This is a genomic window from Dickeya oryzae, from assembly GCF_020406815.2.
Lineage (GTDB): Bacteria > Pseudomonadota > Gammaproteobacteria > Enterobacterales > Enterobacteriaceae > Dickeya > Dickeya oryzae.
This window is the reverse complement of record NZ_CP162670.1, coordinates 410,424-426,525: the sequence shown is the minus strand read 5'-3', so window position 1 is coordinate 426,525 and position 16,102 is coordinate 410,424. Positions and strand designations below refer to the sequence as shown.

General features: G+C 51.3%; 24 protein-coding genes. 3 read left to right on the top strand and 21 right to left on the bottom strand.

Features of this window, described 5'->3' with window-relative positions:
* Positions 1–17 precede the first annotated feature (17 nt).
* The 21 genes from rpsQ to LF929_RS01880 form a co-directional block, all read right to left on the bottom strand.
* Positions 18–272: a 30S ribosomal protein S17 gene (rpsQ, locus tag LF929_RS01980; protein WP_012768107.1), complete on the bottom strand. Its 255-nt coding sequence runs from the start codon at positions 270–272 to the stop codon at positions 18–20.
* Positions 272–463, bottom strand: coding sequence for a 50S ribosomal protein L29 (gene rpmC, locus LF929_RS01975; RefSeq protein WP_012764048.1), 192 nt, complete (start codon positions 461–463; stop codon positions 272–274). Before rpmC ends, rpsQ begins: the two co-directional genes overlap by 1 nt.
* Positions 463–873, bottom strand: a complete 411-nt coding sequence (gene rplP / locus LF929_RS01970) for a 50S ribosomal protein L16 (RefSeq protein ID WP_012768106.1) — start codon at positions 871–873, stop codon at positions 463–465. Before rplP ends, rpmC begins: the two co-directional genes overlap by 1 nt.
* Positions 874–886: 13 nt before the next feature.
* Entirely contained in the window at positions 887–1,588 is a 702-nt protein-coding gene (rpsC, locus tag LF929_RS01965; RefSeq protein WP_012768105.1) for a 30S ribosomal protein S3, read from the bottom strand.
* Positions 1,589–1,605: 17 nt separating this feature from the next.
* Complete coding sequence (rplV, locus tag LF929_RS01960; RefSeq protein WP_012764045.1) at positions 1,606–1,938, bottom strand: 50S ribosomal protein L22; 333 nt, start codon at positions 1,936–1,938, stop codon at positions 1,606–1,608.
* A gap of 14 nt (positions 1,939–1,952) precedes the next feature.
* Positions 1,953–2,231 (bottom strand): 30S ribosomal protein S19, encoded by a 279-nt coding sequence (rpsS, locus tag LF929_RS01955; RefSeq protein ID WP_012764044.1) that lies wholly within the window; start codon positions 2,229–2,231, stop codon positions 1,953–1,955.
* A gap of 16 nt (positions 2,232–2,247) precedes the next feature.
* Entirely contained in the window at positions 2,248–3,069 is an 822-nt protein-coding gene (rplB, locus tag LF929_RS01950) for a 50S ribosomal protein L2 (RefSeq protein ID WP_016943914.1), read from the bottom strand.
* 18 nt (positions 3,070–3,087) lie between these two features.
* Complete coding sequence (gene rplW, locus LF929_RS01945; protein ID WP_009111205.1) at positions 3,088–3,390, bottom strand: 50S ribosomal protein L23; 303 nt, start codon at positions 3,388–3,390, stop codon at positions 3,088–3,090.
* Positions 3,387–3,992: a 50S ribosomal protein L4 gene (gene rplD, locus LF929_RS01940; RefSeq protein ID WP_012764041.1), complete on the bottom strand. Its 606-nt coding sequence runs from the start codon at positions 3,990–3,992 to the stop codon at positions 3,387–3,389. Before rplD ends, rplW begins: the two co-directional genes overlap by 4 nt.
* Positions 3,993–4,002: 10 nt before the next feature.
* Positions 4,003–4,632 (bottom strand): 50S ribosomal protein L3, encoded by a 630-nt coding sequence (gene rplC, locus LF929_RS01935; RefSeq protein WP_016943915.1) that lies wholly within the window; start codon positions 4,630–4,632, stop codon positions 4,003–4,005.
* 32 nt (positions 4,633–4,664) lie between these two features.
* Positions 4,665–4,976: a 30S ribosomal protein S10 gene (gene rpsJ / locus LF929_RS01930; protein ID WP_001181005.1), complete on the bottom strand. Its 312-nt coding sequence runs from the start codon at positions 4,974–4,976 to the stop codon at positions 4,665–4,667.
* 291 nt (positions 4,977–5,267) lie between these two features.
* Entirely contained in the window at positions 5,268–5,741 is a 474-nt protein-coding gene (bfr, locus tag LF929_RS01925) for a bacterioferritin (RefSeq protein WP_012886345.1), read from the bottom strand.
* Positions 5,742–5,815: 74 nt separating this feature from the next.
* Positions 5,816–6,010 carry a bacterioferritin-associated ferredoxin gene (bfd, locus tag LF929_RS01920; protein WP_038909138.1) on the bottom strand — a complete coding sequence of 65 codons (195 nt, stop codon included), beginning with the start codon at positions 6,008–6,010 and terminating at the stop codon, positions 5,816–5,818.
* 131 nt (positions 6,011–6,141) lie between these two features.
* A complete protein-coding gene (tuf, locus tag LF929_RS01915) occupies positions 6,142–7,326 on the bottom strand; it encodes an elongation factor Tu (RefSeq protein WP_012882957.1) in 1,185 nt (394 codons plus the stop codon).
* A gap of 71 nt (positions 7,327–7,397) precedes the next feature.
* Positions 7,398–9,512, bottom strand: a complete 2,115-nt coding sequence (gene fusA, locus LF929_RS01910; RefSeq protein ID WP_012886347.1) for an elongation factor G — start codon at positions 9,510–9,512, stop codon at positions 7,398–7,400.
* A gap of 91 nt (positions 9,513–9,603) precedes the next feature.
* On the bottom strand, positions 9,604–10,074 hold the full coding sequence (gene rpsG, locus LF929_RS01905) for a 30S ribosomal protein S7 (RefSeq protein ID WP_012768096.1): 471 nt from the start codon (positions 10,072–10,074) through the stop codon (positions 9,604–9,606).
* A gap of 96 nt (positions 10,075–10,170) precedes the next feature.
* Complete coding sequence (gene rpsL / locus LF929_RS01900; RefSeq protein WP_012768095.1) at positions 10,171–10,545, bottom strand: 30S ribosomal protein S12; 375 nt, start codon at positions 10,543–10,545, stop codon at positions 10,171–10,173.
* A 131-nt stretch (positions 10,546–10,676) separates the two neighbouring features.
* Positions 10,677–10,964, bottom strand: coding sequence for a sulfurtransferase complex subunit TusB (gene tusB, locus LF929_RS01895; RefSeq protein ID WP_038905816.1), 288 nt, complete (start codon positions 10,962–10,964; stop codon positions 10,677–10,679).
* 11 nt (positions 10,965–10,975) lie between these two features.
* The gene (gene tusC / locus LF929_RS01890) at positions 10,976–11,335 is read right to left on the bottom strand and encodes a sulfurtransferase complex subunit TusC (protein ID WP_038909139.1); all 360 of its coding nucleotides are present in this window, start codon (positions 11,333–11,335) and stop codon (positions 10,976–10,978) included.
* Positions 11,336–11,351: 16 nt separating this feature from the next.
* Positions 11,352–11,741, bottom strand: coding sequence for a sulfurtransferase complex subunit TusD (gene tusD / locus LF929_RS01885; protein ID WP_019845199.1), 390 nt, complete (start codon positions 11,739–11,741; stop codon positions 11,352–11,354).
* Positions 11,741–12,463 (bottom strand): transcriptional regulator, encoded by a 723-nt coding sequence (locus LF929_RS01880; protein WP_012886351.1) that lies wholly within the window; start codon positions 12,461–12,463, stop codon positions 11,741–11,743. The genes tusD and LF929_RS01880 overlap by 1 nt, the downstream gene beginning before the upstream one ends.
* Positions 12,464–12,646: 183 nt before the next feature.
* On the opposite strand from LF929_RS01880, the gene eptA reads away from it, so the two are divergent.
* The 3 genes from eptA to pmrB are packed head-to-tail and all read left to right on the top strand — an operon-like array spanning position 12,647 to position 16,082.
* The gene (eptA, locus tag LF929_RS01875; RefSeq protein ID WP_226093611.1) at positions 12,647–14,290 is read left to right on the top strand and encodes a phosphoethanolamine transferase EptA; all 1,644 of its coding nucleotides are present in this window, start codon (positions 12,647–12,649) and stop codon (positions 14,288–14,290) included.
* The gene (pmrA, locus tag LF929_RS01870; protein ID WP_038905819.1) at positions 14,287–14,955 is read left to right on the top strand and encodes a two-component system response regulator PmrA; all 669 of its coding nucleotides are present in this window, start codon (positions 14,287–14,289) and stop codon (positions 14,953–14,955) included. The genes eptA and pmrA overlap by 4 nt, the downstream gene beginning before the upstream one ends.
* Complete coding sequence (pmrB, locus tag LF929_RS01865; protein WP_226093612.1) at positions 14,952–16,082, top strand: two-component system sensor histidine kinase PmrB; 1,131 nt, start codon at positions 14,952–14,954, stop codon at positions 16,080–16,082. The genes pmrA and pmrB overlap by 4 nt, the downstream gene beginning before the upstream one ends.
* Positions 16,083–16,102 lie beyond the last annotated feature (20 nt).

Below are 16,102 nucleotides of genomic sequence, written 5' to 3'. Positions count from 1 at the left end.
AGAAGTGCAATACTGTATTACAGAATCGCTTTCTCTACAACGCGAACCAAGGTCCAGGATTTGGTCTTGGACAGCGGACGGCATTCGCGGATTTCAACCACGTCGCCAATTCCACATTCGTTGTTCTCGTCATGCACGTGCAGCTTGGTCGTGCGTTTGATGAATTTACCGTAGATCGGGTGTTTCACGAAACGCTCAATAGCAACAACAGCAGATTTCTGCATTTTGTCACTAACGACACGACCTTGCAGAGTACGGATTTTATCGGTCATTACGCACCCGCCTTCTCAGTCAGTAAAGTCTTAACGCGTGCGACATTACGACGCACTTGCTTCAACAGGTGAGTTTGTTGCAGCTGACCGCTGGCAGCCTGCATGCGCAGATTGAACTGTTCACGCAGCAGTCCGAGCAGTTCGGTATTCAGCTCTTCAACGCTCTTTTCACGCAGCTCTTTTGCTTTCATTACATCACCGTCTTAGTTACAAAGGTGGTTTTGATCGGCAGTTTCGCTGCTGCCAGTTCGAATGCCTCACGGGCTAACTCTTCCGGCACCCCGTCCATTTCGTACAGGACTTTACCTGGCTGAATCAAGGCAACCCAATACTCCACGTTACCTTTACCTTTACCCATACGCACTTCAAGCGGTTTCTCAGTGATCGGTTTGTCCGGGAATACACGGATCCAGATCTTACCCTGACGCTTAACAGCACGGGTCATAGCACGACGAGCAGCTTCGATTTGACGAGCAGTCAGGCGACCGCGGCCAACAGCTTTCAGACCGAAAGTGCCGAAGCTAACATCCGTACCTGCAGCCAGACCACGGTTGCGGCCTTTGTGCACTTTACGGAATTTTGTACGCTTTGGTTGTAACATTCAGCGACTCTCCTTACTTGCGGCCTTTACGCTGCTGCTTTTTCGGTTGAGCAGCCGGTTTTTCCGGTTGTTCAACGGCAGCCATACCACCCAGGATCTCACCTTTGAAGATCCACACTTTCACACCGATGACACCGTAAGTGGTGTGCGCTTCGGAGGTGTTGTAGTCGATGTCAGCACGCAGTGTGTGCAACGGAACACGACCTTCGCGGTACCATTCGGTACGTGCGATTTCGGCGCCGCCCAGACGACCGCTAACTTCAACTTTGATACCTTTAGCGCCCAGACGCATGGCGTTCTGAACAGCACGTTTCATCGCGCGACGGAACATAACACGACGTTCCAGCTGAGAAGTGATGCTGTCAGCAACCAGTTTTGCGTCCAGTTCAGGCTTACGAACTTCAGCGATGTTGATCTGCGCCGGTACGCCAGCGATATCCGCTACGCCCTTACGCAGTTTTTCAACGTCTTCACCTTTCTTGCCGATAACGATACCCGGGCGAGCAGTGTGAATGGTCACACGAATGCTTTTAGCCGGACGCTCGATAACGATGCGAGAAACGGAGGCTTTCTCCAGTTCCTTGTTCAGGTACTGACGAACTTTAAAATCGCTGTCCAGGTTGTCAGCGAATTCTTTGGTATTCGCATACCAGGTAGAGTTCCAAGTTTTGACAATACCCAGGCGAATACCATTAGGATGTACTTTCTGACCCATTGCTAGTCTCCAGAGTCTCAGCGATCGGACACAACCACAGTGATGTGGCTGGTACGCTTCAGGATGCGATCCGCACGACCTTTAGCACGCGGCATAATGCGTTTCATGCTCGGGCCTTCGTCTACGAAGATTTTCGCAACTTTCAGATCGTCAATGTCAGCGCCATCGTTGTGTTCTGCGTTAGCAATGGCAGACTCCAGTACTTTCTTAACCAGACCAGCAGCTTTCTTGTTGGTATAGGTCAAAATATCCAGAGCTTGCGACACTTTCTTACCGCGAATCAGGTCAGCCACCAGGCGAACCTTCTGGGCAGAAGAACGAGCATGGCGATGTTTAGCGATAGTTTCCATCTCTTCCTCCTACCTTATTTCTTCTTGGCTTTTTTATCAGCCGCGTGGCCGCGATAAGTACGAGTCGGCGCGAATTCACCCAGCTTGTGTCCGACCATCTCATCAGAGATGAATACCGGAACGTGCTGACGACCATTATGGACAGCGATGGTCAAACCGATCATGTTTGGAAAGATCGTTGAGCGACGGGACCAGGTGCGCAGGGGCTTCTTGTCACCGCTTTCCACCGCTTTCTCTACCTTCTTCAGCAAGTGCAGGTCAATAAATGGACCTTTCTTGAGAGAACGTGGCATGGTTTATCCTCTAAAATTATTTAGTACGGCGACGTACGATGAATTTATCAGTACGCTTGTTGCTGCGGGTCTTCTTACCTTTGGTCTGAACGCCCCACGGAGTAACCGGGTGCTTACCAAAGTTACGACCTTCACCACCACCGTGCGGGTGGTCAACCGGGTTCATTGCCGTACCGCGAACGGTCGGACGAACACCACGCCAGCGTGCAGCACCTGCTTTACCCAGAACGCGCAGCATATGCTCAGCATTGCCAACTTCGCCCAGCGTTGCGCGGCAGTCGGATTCGACTTTACGCATTTCGCCAGAACGCAGACGCAGGGTAACGTAAGCACCTTCACGAGCAACGATCTGAACGTAAGCACCAGCAGAGCGAGCCAGCTGGCCGCCTTTACCTGGTTTCATTTCTACGTTGTGAACCGTTGAACCGACCGGGATGTTACGCATCGGCAGGGTGTTACCAGCTTTGATTGCAGCATCAACACCAGACTGAATCTGGTCACCTGCTTTCAGGCCTTTCGGCGCCAGGATGTAACGGCGTTCGCCGTCTTTGTACAGAACCAGCGCGATGTTCGCGGAACGGTTCGGATCGTACTCCAGACGCTCAACTACAGCCGGGATACCATCTTTGTTGCGTTTGAAGTCAACAATACGGTACTGCTGTTTGTGACCACCACCGATGTGACGAGTGGTGATGCGACCATTGTTGTTACGGCCACCGCTTTTGCTGTTTTTTTCCAGCAACGGGGCATACGGTTTGCCCTTGTGCAGCTCAGGGTTAACCACTTTAACAACGTGGCGACGACCCGGAGATGTCGGTTTACACTTAACAACTGCCATTGTTCTTACTCCTCCGACTTACTCTGCGCCGCCGATGAAGTCCAGATTCTGGCCTTCTTTCAGGGTGACGTAAGCTTTTTTCCAGTCGCTACGACGACCGATACGCTGTCCGTGACGTTTTACTTTCCCTTTAACAACCAGGGTGCGGACGTCATTGACTTCGACTTCAAACAGTTTCTGTACAGCAGCTTTGATTTCTGCTTTAGTCGCGTCTTTAGCAACTTTGAGTACGATGGTGTTGTTTTTTTCCATCGCAGTAGACGCTTTTTCAGAAACGTGCGGCGCGCGCAATACTTTCAGCAGACGTTCTTCACGAATCATGCCAGCATCTCCTCAACTTGCTTAACAGCATCAGCAGTCATAACCACTTTGTCGAAGGCGATCAGGCTTACCGGATCGATGCCTGCTACGTCGCGTACGTCAACCTTGTACAGGTTGCGAGCGGCCAGGAACAGGTTCTCATCCAGTTCACCAGTGATGATCAGCACGTCATCCAGCGCCAGTTCTTTCAGTTTCTGAGCCAGCAGCTTGGTTTTCGGTGCTTCAACAGAGAACTTCTCGACAACGATCAGACGGTCCTGACGTACCAGTTCGGACAGGATGCTTTTCAGCGCGCCGCGGTACATCTTTTTGTTTACTTTCTGGCTGTGATCCTGCGGCTTGGCTGCGAAAGTCACGCCACCAGAACGCCAGATCGGGCTCTTGATAGAACCAGAACGCGCACGGCCGGTGCCTTTCTGACGCCACGGTTTTTTACCGGAACCAGTTACTTCAGCACGGGTCTTCTGAGCGCGAGTACCTTGACGGGCACCTGCTGCATAAGCAACAACAACCTGGTGAACCAGCGCTTCGTTGAAATCACGACCGAAGGTAGTTTCGGAAACAGTCAGCGCGCTTTGCGCGTCTTTCAATACTAATTCCATTGCTATCTCCTCACGCCTTCACAGCCGGTTTAACGATCAGGTCGCTACCGGTTGCGCCCGGGACTGCACCTTTAACCAGCAGCAGGTTGCGCTCAGCGTCAACACGTACTACGTCCAGGCTCTGAACGGTTACACGTTCGTTACCCAGCTGGCCTGCCATTTTCTTGCCTTTGAACACTTTGCCCGGAGTCTGGTTCTGACCGATAGAACCCGGAACACGGTGAGACAAGGAGTTACCGTGGGTAGCGTCCTGAGTGCGGAAGTTCCAGCGCTTAACGGTACCGGCAAAGCCTTTACCTTTAGAAGTACCGGTAACGTCTACTTTCTTAACGTCAGCGAAAACTTCAACGCTAATGTCCTGTCCTACAGCGAATTCTTCGCTGTCAGCCAGACGGAATTCACGCAGAGTACGACCAGCCTCAACGCCAGCCTTGGCAAAATGACCTGCTTCAGGCTTGGTTACACGGTTAGCTTTTTTAGCGCCGGTAGTGACCTGGACAGCACGGTATCCGTCGTTCTCCAGGGTTTTAACCTGAGTCACGCGGTTTGCTTCAATTTCGATTACGGTTACGGGGATAGAAACGCCTTCTTCAGTGAAGATGCGGGTCATACCCACTTTTTTACCGACTAAACCAATCATTGTTTCAACCTCTCAATCGCTCAATGACCTGATTAACCCAGGCTGATCTGCACGTCTACACCGGCAGCCAGATCCAGACGCATCAGAGCATCAACGGTTTTCTCGGTTGGCTCAACGATGTCAACCAGACGCTTGTGAGTGCGAATCTCGTACTGATCACGCGCATCTTTGTTGACGTGCGGGGAGATCAGAACGGTAAAGCGCTCTTTGCGGGTCGGCAGCGGGATCGGACCACGGACCTGCGCACCAGTGCGCTTGGCAGTCTCGACGATTTCCGCGGTTGATTGATCGATCAGACGATGATCAAACGCTTTCAGGCGGATACGGATTCTTTGGTTCTGCATGAGACCAGAGCTCCAATTATTTTATAAACGAAAATAATTACTACTCGCACCCATTACGATTGATGGGAGAGTGTAATCGTTCGGTACATAACCCCCATATCGGGAGTATTGTTCGGCGGGTATCGGGTACCTGCCTTCAGATTCATACGAATCGGGCCTACCATTTCAGGTAAGCCCGCGCATTATACGTAAATTCGCTCAGGAAGCAATCGAAAGTTAGAAATGATGCTTTATTAACCTGATTAGGGTTACGTCGTGGTCATACTGACGCATATAGCAGAGGGGAGAAAATCACTCTTCTTTCAACTGCGTTTGCAGGTAGTTCTGCATACCCAGACGCGCGATCAGTTCCAGTTCGGTTTCCAGCCAATCGATGTGCTCTTCTTCATCAGTGAGCACCTCAATCATCAAATCACGGCTGACATAATCTCTCACGGAATCAGCATAGGCGATGGCCTCACGTAAGTTCTTCGCGCCCTCAAGCTCTAGCGCGAGATCAGAGCGTAGCATCTCTTCAACATCTTCACCGATATTCAGTTTGCCGAGATCCTGTAGATTAGGGACCCCTTCCAGAAACAGTATGCGTTCAATATACCGATCTGCATGTTTCATTTCGTCAATCGACTCATGATACTCATGGTCGTTAAGACGCTTAAGTCCCCAGTTCTTAAACATGCGGGCGTGTAGGAAGTACTGGTTGATAGCCACCAGCTCATTGCCCAACAGTTTATTCAGATGTGTAATGACATTTTTATCGCCTTTCATGACTTAGCTCCTCCGCTTCAGTATTAAAAAGTGTAGAAGCGGTCTACGCAGAGTCAAAAAAATGCCCTTACGACTCAGGCGACTTTATGCAATTGCGCATCTTTTGCTGTTTCTTCTTCCAGAATCAGCCTGGCCTGGCGGATACATTTGCCGCATGACGTTCCGATCGGCACAAATTGCTTCAGCTGTTTCAGCGACTGCGGTTGGTGCTGGCGAACAACTTGCCGGATGACTTTATCGGAGACAGCATTGCATAGGCAGACATACATACGCGGGTAACTCATTTTTTAATCAACTAACCGCATTGTAAATAAGAATGGTTTTTATTTCAATTCATGATTGGGAGAATAAAAAAAGGGTACCGAAGTACCCTTTTCACTTTTCATGTCAGTTATCGATATTAAGCGATAACTTTGGCAACCACGCCGGCGCCTACAGTACGGCCACCTTCACGGATAGCGAAACGCAGACCGTCGTCCATCGCGATCGGAGCAATCAGGTTTACGACCATCTTGATGTTGTCGCCAGGCATAACCATTTCCACGCCTTCCGGCAGTTCGATGGTGCCAGTCACGTCAGTGGTACGGAAGTAGAACTGCGGACGGTAGCCTTTGAAGAACGGCGTGTGACGGCCACCTTCGTCTTTGCTCAGGATGTACACTTCAGATTCGAACTGAGTGTGCGGCTTGATTGAGCCCGGTTTAGCCAGTACCTGACCACGCTCAACTTCATCACGTTTGGTACCACGCAGCAGAACACCTACGTTCTCGCCCGCACGGCCTTCGTCCAGCAGTTTACGGAACATTTCAACGCCGGTACAGGTGGTTTTCGTGGTGTCTTTGATACCCACGATTTCCACTTCTTCACCCACTTTGATGATGCCGCGCTCTACACGACCGGTCACTACAGTACCACGGCCGGAGATAGAGAATACGTCTTCGATCGGCAGCAGGAACGGCTTGTCAATCGCACGCTCAGGTTCCGGAATGTAGCTGTCCAGCGCTTCAGCCAGTTCGATGATTTTCGCTTCCCACTCGGCATCGCCTTCCAGCGCTTTCAGCGCAGAACCGCGGATTACCGGCGTGTCGTCGCCCGGGAAGTCGTACTGAGACAGCAGCTCACGCACTTCCATCTCAACCAGTTCCAGCAGCTCTTCGTCATCAACCATGTCACATTTGTTCAGGAACACGATGATGTACGGAACGCCTACCTGACGACCCAGCAGGATGTGCTCACGAGTCTGCGGCATCGGGCCGTCAGTCGCAGCAACTACCAGGATCGCGCCGTCCATCTGGGCAGCACCGGTGATCATGTTTTTCACGTAGTCGGCGTGTCCCGGGCAGTCAACGTGCGCGTAGTGACGAGTCGGGGTATCGTATTCAACGTGAGAGGTGTTGATGGTGATACCACGCGCTTTTTCTTCCGGCGCGTTGTCGATCTGGTCGAATGCACGAGCCTGGCCACCGTAGGTTTTTGCCAGAACGGTAGTGATGGCAGCGGTCAGCGTTGTTTTACCATGGTCAACGTGGCCGATAGTACCGACGTTAACGTGCGGTTTTGTACGTTCAAATTTTTCTTTAGACACGGCTATATTCCTTACTCAAATGCTCTCCCCTTATGGAGAGAGCACGGGATCAATGTGTTGTTAAACCCGAATTACTTACCACGGGCTTCGATAACGGCCTGGGCAACGTTGTTCGGCGCATCATCGTACTTCAGGAACTCCATGGAGTAAGAAGCACGACCTTTGGTCAGAGAACGCAGCTGAGTTGCATATCCGAACATTTCAGACAACGGAACTTCAGCGTGAATCACAACGCCAGTCACGTTGGATTCTTGACCACGCAGCATACCACGACGGCGGCTCAGGTCACCGATGACATCACCAGTGTTCTCTTCCGGCGTTTCTACTTCAACCTTCATGATCGGCTCAAGCAGAACAGGTTTCGCTTTACTGAACGCAGCTTTAAAGGCGATAGAAGCGGCCAGTTTAAACGCCAGCTCGGAGGAGTCAACGTCATGGTAAGAACCGAAGTGCAAACGCACGCCGAGATCAACTACCGGGAAGCCTGCCAGCGGACCCGCTTTCAGCTGTTCCTGGATGCCTTTATCAACGGCCGGGATGTATTCGCCAGGAATCACACCACCTTTAATGTCGTTGATGAACTCGTAACCTTTCGGATTTGAGCCCGGCTCCAGCGGGTACATGTCGATAACAACATGACCATACTGACCACGACCACCAGACTGCTTAGCGTGTTTACCTTCAACATCAGTAACTTTAGCGCGAATCGCTTCACGGTAAGCAACCTGCGGTTTACCCACGTTTGCTTCCACGTTGAATTCACGCTTCATACGGTCAACGATGATATCCAGGTGCAACTCACCCATACCAGCGATGATAGTCTGGTTAGATTCTTCGTCAGTCCATACACGGAAAGACGGGTCTTCTTTCGCCAGACGGCCCAGAGCCAGACCCATTTTTTCCTGGTCAGCTTTGGTTTTCGGTTCTACAGCGATGGAGATAACCGGTTCCGGGAATTCCATACGCTCCAGAATGATCGGGTTTTCCGGGTCACACAGAGTATCACCGGTGATAACGTCTTTCAGACCGATCGCAGCGGCGATGTCGCCTGCACGAACTTCTTTAATCTCTTCACGTTTGTTGGCGTGCATCTGAACGATACGGCCAAAACGTTCACGTTCGGATTTCACTGAGTTCAGTACGGTGTCACCGGAGTTAACCACACCGGAGTACACGCGGAAGAACGTCAGGTTACCCACGAACGGGTCGGTTGCGATTTTGAACGCCAGTGCAGAGAACGGCTCATCATCGCTAGCGTGACGCTCAGCCGGCGTATCTTTACCGTCATCCAGAATACCGTTGATCGCAGGAACGTCAGTCGGTGCCGGCAGATAGTCGACAACGGCGTCCAGCATTGCCTGCACACCCTTGTTCTTGAACGCAGAACCACAGGTAACCAGAATGATTTCGTTGTTCAGTACGCGCTGACGCAGTGCTTTTTTGATTTCTTCCTCGGTCAGCTCTTCGCCGCCCAGGTATTTTTCCATCAGCTCTTCAGAGGCTTCTGCCGCAGACTCGATCAGATTCTGGTGCCATTCATCGGCCAGATCCTGCATGTCAGCCGGGATATCTTCATAAGTGAAGGTAACGCCCTGGTCTGCTTCATTCCAGTTGATGGCTTTCATTTTCACCAGGTCAACAACACCGGTGAAGTGTTCTTCTGCGCCGATGGCCAGCTGCAACGGAACCGGGTTCGCACCCAGACGCACTTTAATCTGGTCAACAACTTTCAGGAAGTTCGCGCCCATACGGTCCATTTTGTTAACGAACGCGATACGCGGAACTTTATATTTGTTCGCCTGGCGCCATACGGTTTCAGACTGCGGCTGAACACCACCTACCGCACAGTAAACCATGACTGCGCCATCCAGAACACGCATAGAACGTTCTACTTCGATAGTGAAGTCAACGTGCCCCGGGGTGTCGATGATGTTGATACGGTGCGGTTCATACTGCTTAGCCATACCAGACCAGAAGGCAGTGGTCGCAGCGGAGGTAATGGTGATACCACGCTCTTGTTCCTGCTCCATCCAGTCCATAGTGGCGGCGCCATCATGAACTTCACCGATTTTGTGGTTCACACCGGTGTAGAACAGAATACGTTCAGTAGTGGTGGTCTTACCGGCGTCGATGTGTGCGCTGATACCGATATTACGATAGCGCGCAATGGGTGTTGTACGAGCCATTTGTTTCCTCTATTCCTAGGGCGTTCAAAGTAGTAAACCCGGGCGGGTCAGCCGTTGAGCGCCCGCCAGGGTATTAACGTCTACGCAGGGATTACCAGCGGTAGTGAGCGAACGCCTTGTTGGCTTCAGCCATACGGTGAACGTCTTCACGTTTCTTAACAGCAGTACCTTTGTTGTCTGCTGCATCAGAAAGTTCGTTCGCCAGGCGCAAAGCCATGGATTTATCACCGCGTTTACGAGCAGCTTCAACGATCCAACGCATAGCCAGAGCATTGCGACGAACCGGACGGACTTCAACCGGAACCTGATAAGTTGAACCACCTACGCGGCGGGACTTAACTTCGACAGTCGGACGAACGTTGTCCAGAGCGACTTCGAAAGCTTCCAGTTCGCTTTTACCAGAACGCTGAGCCAGGGTCTCCAGCGCGGTATAGACGATTGCTTCTGCAGTAGATTTTTTACCATCTACCATCAGGATATTGACAAATTTAGCCAGCAGTTCTGATCCGAACTTCGGATCCGGCAGAATTTTACGCTGACCAATGACGCGACGACGTGGCATGGAAATACTCCGTTGTTAATTCAGGATTGTCCAAAACTCTACGAGTTTAGTTTGACATTAAAGTTAAAACGTTTGGCCTTACTTAACGGAGAACCATTAAGCCTTGGGCTTCTTCACGCCGTATTTGGAGCGGGATTGCTTACGGTCTTTAACACCAGAGCAGTCCAGCGCGCCACGAACGGTGTGGTAACGCACACCTGGCAGGTCTTTAACACGACCGCCACGGATCAGGATCACGGAGTGTTCCTGCAGGTTATGACCTTCACCGCCGATATAGGAGGTAACTTCAAAACCGTTGGTTAAGCGAACACGGCAAACTTTACGCAGTGCTGAGTTCGGTTTTTTCGGGGTGGTGGTATATACACGGGTACATACGCCACGTTTCTGCGGGCAGGCTTCCAGCGCCGGAACGTTGCTCTTAGCAACCTTCAGGGAGCGCGGTTTGCGTACCAGCTGGTTAATTGTTGCCATTCAAAAAGCTCCTGGTTTTTGCTTCGTAAACACGTAATAAATCACCCCATACAGAGCAGAGGCAAAGTATGAGGACGCAGAATTTTAGGGCTGGCTGGGTAAGGAGTCAAGAAATATACAAAAAGGCGAAACTACCAAGCCAGTTGCCGGGAGTGCAGGACTGTTAATTGCACGAATTGAGTATAGTCAATCAGTACAATTGTGGTGGAAATTTGCGCAGAAAGCCCACGCGCTGCCACATCGTCTTGCAAGGCATACACCGTAGCGCCAGAGGACTGCAGACGTTTGCTAAAGGGCACGCCGCTTAACGCCGCAATCACACCATCTTGCAGCAGCAAAATAGCATCATCCGCGCCAACGTTACGCAGCAACGCATCCAGATCGGTATGGTAGGGAGAATGCGCCAGAGTATGCAGCATGGGTTCACCGCTCAAAAGGTCAGTACAGTATCGTAAGTATTGAGCATGTTACGTAGCACATCTGCCGCCAGCGGCTCGACTTCTAACACCCAGCGGGTGTCCACAGACAAGCCTCGCTGAAGAATCGATGCCTCGCAGACGTAACAACGCTCTATGTCATACAACGGCAGCACACCGAAAGTCGCAATATAATTGCGCATCAGAATCCGCTCTGGTTGTTGGTTGGGGAGAAGCTGGAATACGCCGTCAGCGATAAAGAAAACCCCGATATCTTCGGTCAATGCCGACATTGCCAGCAATGCATCCAACCCTTCCCGGCCAGAGGCCGAACCATGAGGCGGCTGGGTAAATACAAAGGCAACGCGCTTCATCTTCTTTTCCCACGGACTAAAACTGGACGACACGATCGCAACGCAGAACCGACTGCGACAGTTCGCCTAAACCGCTCAGGGTAAACCCTGGCTGAAGATTAGCGCCTGACAGTTGCAACTGCGCCGACTGCGTTGCATCGGTCACACCGCGCCGCAGCGCCGCCGCGACACAAACGTTCAGTTCCACCTCATGAGACGACGCCAGTTGCTGCCAGGCACGAACTAAATCAAACTCATCATTCGCGGGTGCCGTGAACTGGTTGGCGTTCAGCACCCCTTCGCGGTAGAAGAAAACGCTTTGTAACCGGTGCCCTTGCGCCAGTAAAGCCTGTGCGAACTGAAACGCGCTACTGGCTTGCTGCGTGCCATAAGCAGGCCCGGTCACCAGCAGGCAATAGCTCAACATTACCGATCGTGCCCGCTGAAATCGCCGCTTTTGAATTGGCGGATGTACAGATAGACGGTGTGCTTGGAAATGTTCAGCCGATCAGCGACCTGATTGATAGCATCCTTGATATCGAAAATACCTTTCTCATAAAGGTTCAACACAATCTGGCGGTTCTTGGCATTGTTGGAAACGTTACGATCGGCATTCACTTCTTCAATCGTGAACTCCAACGTCTGCGCCACCAGTTCATCCACCGAAGAGGCAAAGTTGACGGAAGACGCCACTTCCTTGATCTCCGGTGGCAGGAAGGTTTGCATGATCTGCGAGAAAGGAACGTCGAGGTTCATGTTGATGCACAACAGCCCGATGACACGCTGTTCGCGATTACGGATGGCGATGGTGACCGACTTCATCAATACGCCACTTTTGGCGCGGGTAAAATACGCTCTTGAAACACTGCTGTCTTCGCCCGCCATGTCATGTAACATACGCAGCGCCAGATCAGTAATGGGCGAGCCGATTTTACGTCCGGTGTGCTCGCCATTCGCGATACGAACCGCCGAGCACTTCAGGTCGTCCAGCGAGTGCAAGACTATCTCGCAATGATCGCCGATCAGCATCGCCAGGCCGTCAACCACAGCCTCATACGATTTCAGGATTTCATAATCCGTCTGCGTGAACGGACGCTGGTCAAGCAAATCAAGGTCGCTGGATTCGCCAGTAACAAGCGAAGTAGACATGACAGGCACCACCCTCAACGTCATTTATCATCGTATTGACAGAATAGTGAGTTTACCAAATAACCCTTGCGTCGTCCTTTGTATTTCGAGAGCGGTCGTGCGTTTTCCTTCTTAAGGTTGAGTTAATTTATGCGCTTTAGAGTGCGACACATCATATTTTCCTGCATGGATGGCCTATCTGCAATGTTCAGAATTTCACGCATTTCTCGCCCGGTATGGAGCAGTTTTACTTATAATTCTGTCTTCGCGGCATTTATCACCCTGATACAGAATATCGCCTACTACCGTCAGGTCTCACACCTGGTCACGGTCAACTCCTGGCTGGATGGCGTGTTTATCGCCACCATGCCTATCGTTATCTTTGCGGTACTCAATATCCTGTTCACGTTACTGGTTATCCCCTGGTTGCGTCAGGGTATCGTCGCGTTGCTCTTGATCGGCGGCGCGGCGGTACAGTATTTCATGATTAATTACGGCATCATCATTGACCGGACCATGATGCAGAACGTGTTCGAAACCAACATGGCGGAATCGATGGCGCTGGTGACGCCTCAATATGTACTGTGGTTGACCTTGTCCGGTATTGTTCCGGCGCTCGGTGCATTGTGGGTGAAGATTCGGCCCACACCATTAAGCTGGATAGCCATTGGTTCGCGTATTTTCAGCATCATGGTGTCGATTGTCGCCATTCTGTTGGTGGCCACGTTTTTCTATAAAGATTACGCCTCGCTGATGCGTAATAATAAAGAGCTGGTGAAATCATTAACCCCCAGCAATATTATTCTCGCGAATATTTCCTATTACCGTCATCACGCACAAGCCAATTTACCGTTGGTGCAAATCGGACTGGATGCACACAAAAACCCGCCGCCTGCGGGGGATGTCAAAAAGAATCTGGTGATTCTGGTGGTGGGAGAAACCTCACGTGCCGAGAACTTTTCACTTGGCGGCTACGGAAAACTCACCAATCCCCGGCTGGCCAACGATAATGTGGTTTATTTTGGACAGACCGCTTCCTGCGGAACCTCTACCGGGGTGTCCGTTCCCTGCATGTTTTCCGGCATGCCGCGTACTGGCTACGACGAGCAGTTAGCCTCCCATCAGGAAGGGTTACTCGATATTCTGCAGCACGCGGGGGTCAGTGTTCTCTGGCAAGAAAACGACGGTGGTTGCAAAGGTGCCTGTGATCGCGTGCCGACGCGTGACATCACCGAGTTGAATCTTCCCGGACAATGTATTGACGGCGAATGTCACGATGAAGCCCTGTTCCATGGCGTGGACGACTACATTAATCAGTTGAATAATGACGGTATTATCGTGCTACATACCATGGGTAGCCACGGGCCAGCCTATTATCAGCGTTACCCTGAATCATTTAGACAATTCACGCCAACCTGTGATACCAATCAAATTCAGACGTGCTCGCGAGAATCATTAATCAATACTTACGATAATACGATTCTCTACGTAGACTATATTGTTGATAAGGCAATTAATGTCTTGAAAGGGCATCAGGATAAATTTAATACCGCTTTGGTTTATCTTTCCGACCACGGCGAGTCATTGGGCGAAGACGGAATGTACCTGCACAGCATGCCGTATGCCGTTGCGCCCACACAGCAAACCCATATCCCGATGTTGATGTGGTTTTCCGGCGGCTACCAGCAGCAGTTTGCCATCAACGACAGTTGTATGCGCAAGCAAGCCGACCAACAGCGTTTTTCTCAGGACAATCTTTTCCACACCGTTCTGGGCATGTTTAACATTGCGACAAAAGAATATCAGGCACCGCTTGATATTCTTCAACCGTGTCGGGGCACTTCATGAAACTCTTGATTGTTGAAGATGATACGTTGTTACAGGAAGGGTTATTGCAGGCGATGCGCAATGAAGGGTATGTCTGCGATTGTGCTTCCACGGCCAAAGAAGCGGATGCCCTCATCGATAGCGCCCACTACAGTCTGGTGGTGCTGGATCTGGGCTTACCAGACGAAGACGGCCTCACCCTGCTAGGCCGCTGGCGCCGGAAAAATTACCAGCAACCGGTGCTTATTCTCACCGCCCGGGATACCGTGGATGACCGCGTCACCGGGCTGGATGTCGGTGCAGACGATTACATGATAAAGCCCTTTGCATTGAGTGAGTTTCAGGCACGGGTTCGCGCGCTAATTCGTCGCCATCAGGGATCCAGCGACAGCTGGATTCGGGTAGACAACATCACGCTCGATCTCAACAATCAACAGGTTATGCTGGATGAAAAACCTATCGTGCTGACGCCGAAGGAATTCGCCATTCTCTCCCGACTGATCCTCAAGGCTGGTTCGCAGGTACACCGCGAAGTACTGCATCAGGACTTGTACAGTTGGGACGACGACCCCTCGTCGAATTCGCTGGAAGTCCACATTCATAATCTGCGGCAAAAGATCGGCAAAAATCGCATCAAGACGCTACGTGGTTTCGGCTATCTACTGACCAAGGATGATCAGCCATGAAACTGCTCCCTCACCCCTCGCCGCTGGAGAAGACTGCCAGCATCAGAACCCGGTTGATTCTGACACTGGGGTGTATTTTGCTGGCATGCCAATTGATAAGCGTTGTCTGGCTGTGGCATGAGAGCAGAGAGCATATAGAACTATTGGTAGAACAAACGCTGACAGCCAAATCGCTCAGCAGTGACATCCAATTCGAGATTAATGAGGCCATAGCCTCATTGAGCCTGCCCAGTCTGGTGATGATCATTGCCTCTCTGGTAATGTGCTCTCATGCTATCAACCGTATCACTCGCCCACTACTAACACTGCAAGAAGAATTGCACAACCGTACGGCGGAAAATCTCGACCCACTACAACAACGCAGTGATGTCACCGAAATTGCGGCCGTCATCACCAGCATGAATCAATTGCTGGCGCGTTTTAGTGAGTCGTTATACCGCGACAGGCTTTTCGCCTCGAATGTCGCGCATGAGTTACGCACCCCACTGGCCGGTATCCGGTTAAGCCTGGAATTGCATGAACAACTCCACCATATCGATTGCCAGCCATTAATTAAGCGCGTCGACCACCTGACCAAAACCATCGAACAGTTGCTGTTACTCGCACGTACCAGTAATGAGCTGGCGACCGGCCACTATAAATCGGTGTCGTTAGCGGATGATGTCATCACGCCGAACCAGCAAGAACTTGAAGAAATGGTGACAGCACGGCATCAACAGCTCGACTGGCAGTTAGAAACGCAAAATGCCATCGTGCCGGGAAACGCGACACTGTTGCAGTTATTGCTGCGTAATCTGGTGGAAAACGCCTACCGTTATAGCCCTGAACACAGCATGATTCGTATCAGACTGGCCGATCATCCCGACGGTGGTTACGAACTGAGCGTGTCTGACGAGGGGCCGGGGATTAATGAATCTCAGGTAGGAGAACTCACCAAAGCGTTTGTGCGAATGGATACCCGCTATGGCGGCATCGGCCTTGGCCTGAGTATCGTCACCCGCATCGTGCAGTTACATCACGGTGAATTCTTTCTGGAAAACCGGCGCGATCGCACGGGTACCCAGGCTCGTGTGGTGTTCAAGCGAAACAGCAACGGTATCATCTGCTATGAAAGCGATATCCACTAATCGTATTCAGGCTGCTCGCC

Excerpts from the sequence above, each read along its gene's own strand:
- rpsJ (WP_001181005.1), bottom strand. The coding sequence starts at position 4,976 with ATGCAGAACCAAAGAATCCGTATCCGCCTGAAAGCGTTTGATCATCGT.
- pmrA (WP_038905819.1), top strand. The coding sequence starts at position 14,287 with ATGAAACTCTTGATTGTTGAAGATGATACGTTGTTACAGGAAGGGTTA.
- rpsC (WP_012768105.1), bottom strand. The coding sequence starts at position 1,588 with ATGGGTCAGAAAGTACATCCTAATGGTATTCGCCTGGGTATTGTCAAA.
- tusC (WP_038909139.1), bottom strand. The coding sequence starts at position 11,335 with ATGAAGCGCGTTGCCTTTGTATTTACCCAGCCGCCTCATGGTTCGGCC.
- bfd (WP_038909138.1), bottom strand. The coding sequence starts at position 6,010 with ATGTATGTCTGCCTATGCAATGCTGTCTCCGATAAAGTCATCCGGCAA.
- tusD (WP_019845199.1), bottom strand. The coding sequence starts at position 11,741 with ATGTTGAGCTATTGCCTGCTGGTGACCGGGCCTGCTTATGGCACGCAG.
- rplP (WP_012768106.1), bottom strand. The coding sequence starts at position 873 with ATGTTACAACCAAAGCGTACAAAATTCCGTAAAGTGCACAAAGGCCGC.
- pmrB (WP_226093612.1), top strand. The coding sequence starts at position 14,952 with ATGAAACTGCTCCCTCACCCCTCGCCGCTGGAGAAGACTGCCAGCATC.
- rpmC (WP_012764048.1), bottom strand. The coding sequence starts at position 463 with ATGAAAGCAAAAGAGCTGCGTGAAAAGAGCGTTGAAGAGCTGAATACC.
- rpsL (WP_012768095.1), bottom strand. The coding sequence starts at position 10,545 with ATGGCAACAATTAACCAGCTGGTACGCAAACCGCGCTCCCTGAAGGTT.
- eptA (WP_226093611.1), top strand. The coding sequence starts at position 12,647 with ATGTTCAGAATTTCACGCATTTCTCGCCCGGTATGGAGCAGTTTTACT.
- rplW (WP_009111205.1), bottom strand. The coding sequence starts at position 3,390 with ATGATTCGTGAAGAACGTCTGCTGAAAGTATTGCGCGCGCCGCACGTT.
- rplD (WP_012764041.1), bottom strand. The coding sequence starts at position 3,992 with ATGGAATTAGTATTGAAAGACGCGCAAAGCGCGCTGACTGTTTCCGAA.
- bfr (WP_012886345.1), bottom strand. The coding sequence starts at position 5,741 with ATGAAAGGCGATAAAAATGTCATTACACATCTGAATAAACTGTTGGGC.
- LF929_RS01880 (WP_012886351.1), bottom strand. The coding sequence starts at position 12,463 with ATGTCTACTTCGCTTGTTACTGGCGAATCCAGCGACCTTGATTTGCTT.
- fusA (WP_012886347.1), bottom strand. The coding sequence starts at position 9,512 with ATGGCTCGTACAACACCCATTGCGCGCTATCGTAATATCGGTATCAGC.
- rplC (WP_016943915.1), bottom strand. The coding sequence starts at position 4,632 with ATGATTGGTTTAGTCGGTAAAAAAGTGGGTATGACCCGCATCTTCACT.
- rplV (WP_012764045.1), bottom strand. The coding sequence starts at position 1,938 with ATGGAAACTATCGCTAAACATCGCCATGCTCGTTCTTCTGCCCAGAAG.
- tusB (WP_038905816.1), bottom strand. The coding sequence starts at position 10,964 with ATGCTGCATACTCTGGCGCATTCTCCCTACCATACCGATCTGGATGCG.
- rpsS (WP_012764044.1), bottom strand. The coding sequence starts at position 2,231 with ATGCCACGTTCTCTCAAGAAAGGTCCATTTATTGACCTGCACTTGCTG.
- rpsG (WP_012768096.1), bottom strand. The coding sequence starts at position 10,074 with ATGCCACGTCGTCGCGTCATTGGTCAGCGTAAAATTCTGCCGGATCCG.
- rplB (WP_016943914.1), bottom strand. The coding sequence starts at position 3,069 with ATGGCAGTTGTTAAGTGTAAACCGACATCTCCGGGTCGTCGCCACGTT.
- rpsQ (WP_012768107.1), bottom strand. The coding sequence starts at position 272 with ATGACCGATAAAATCCGTACTCTGCAAGGTCGTGTCGTTAGTGACAAA.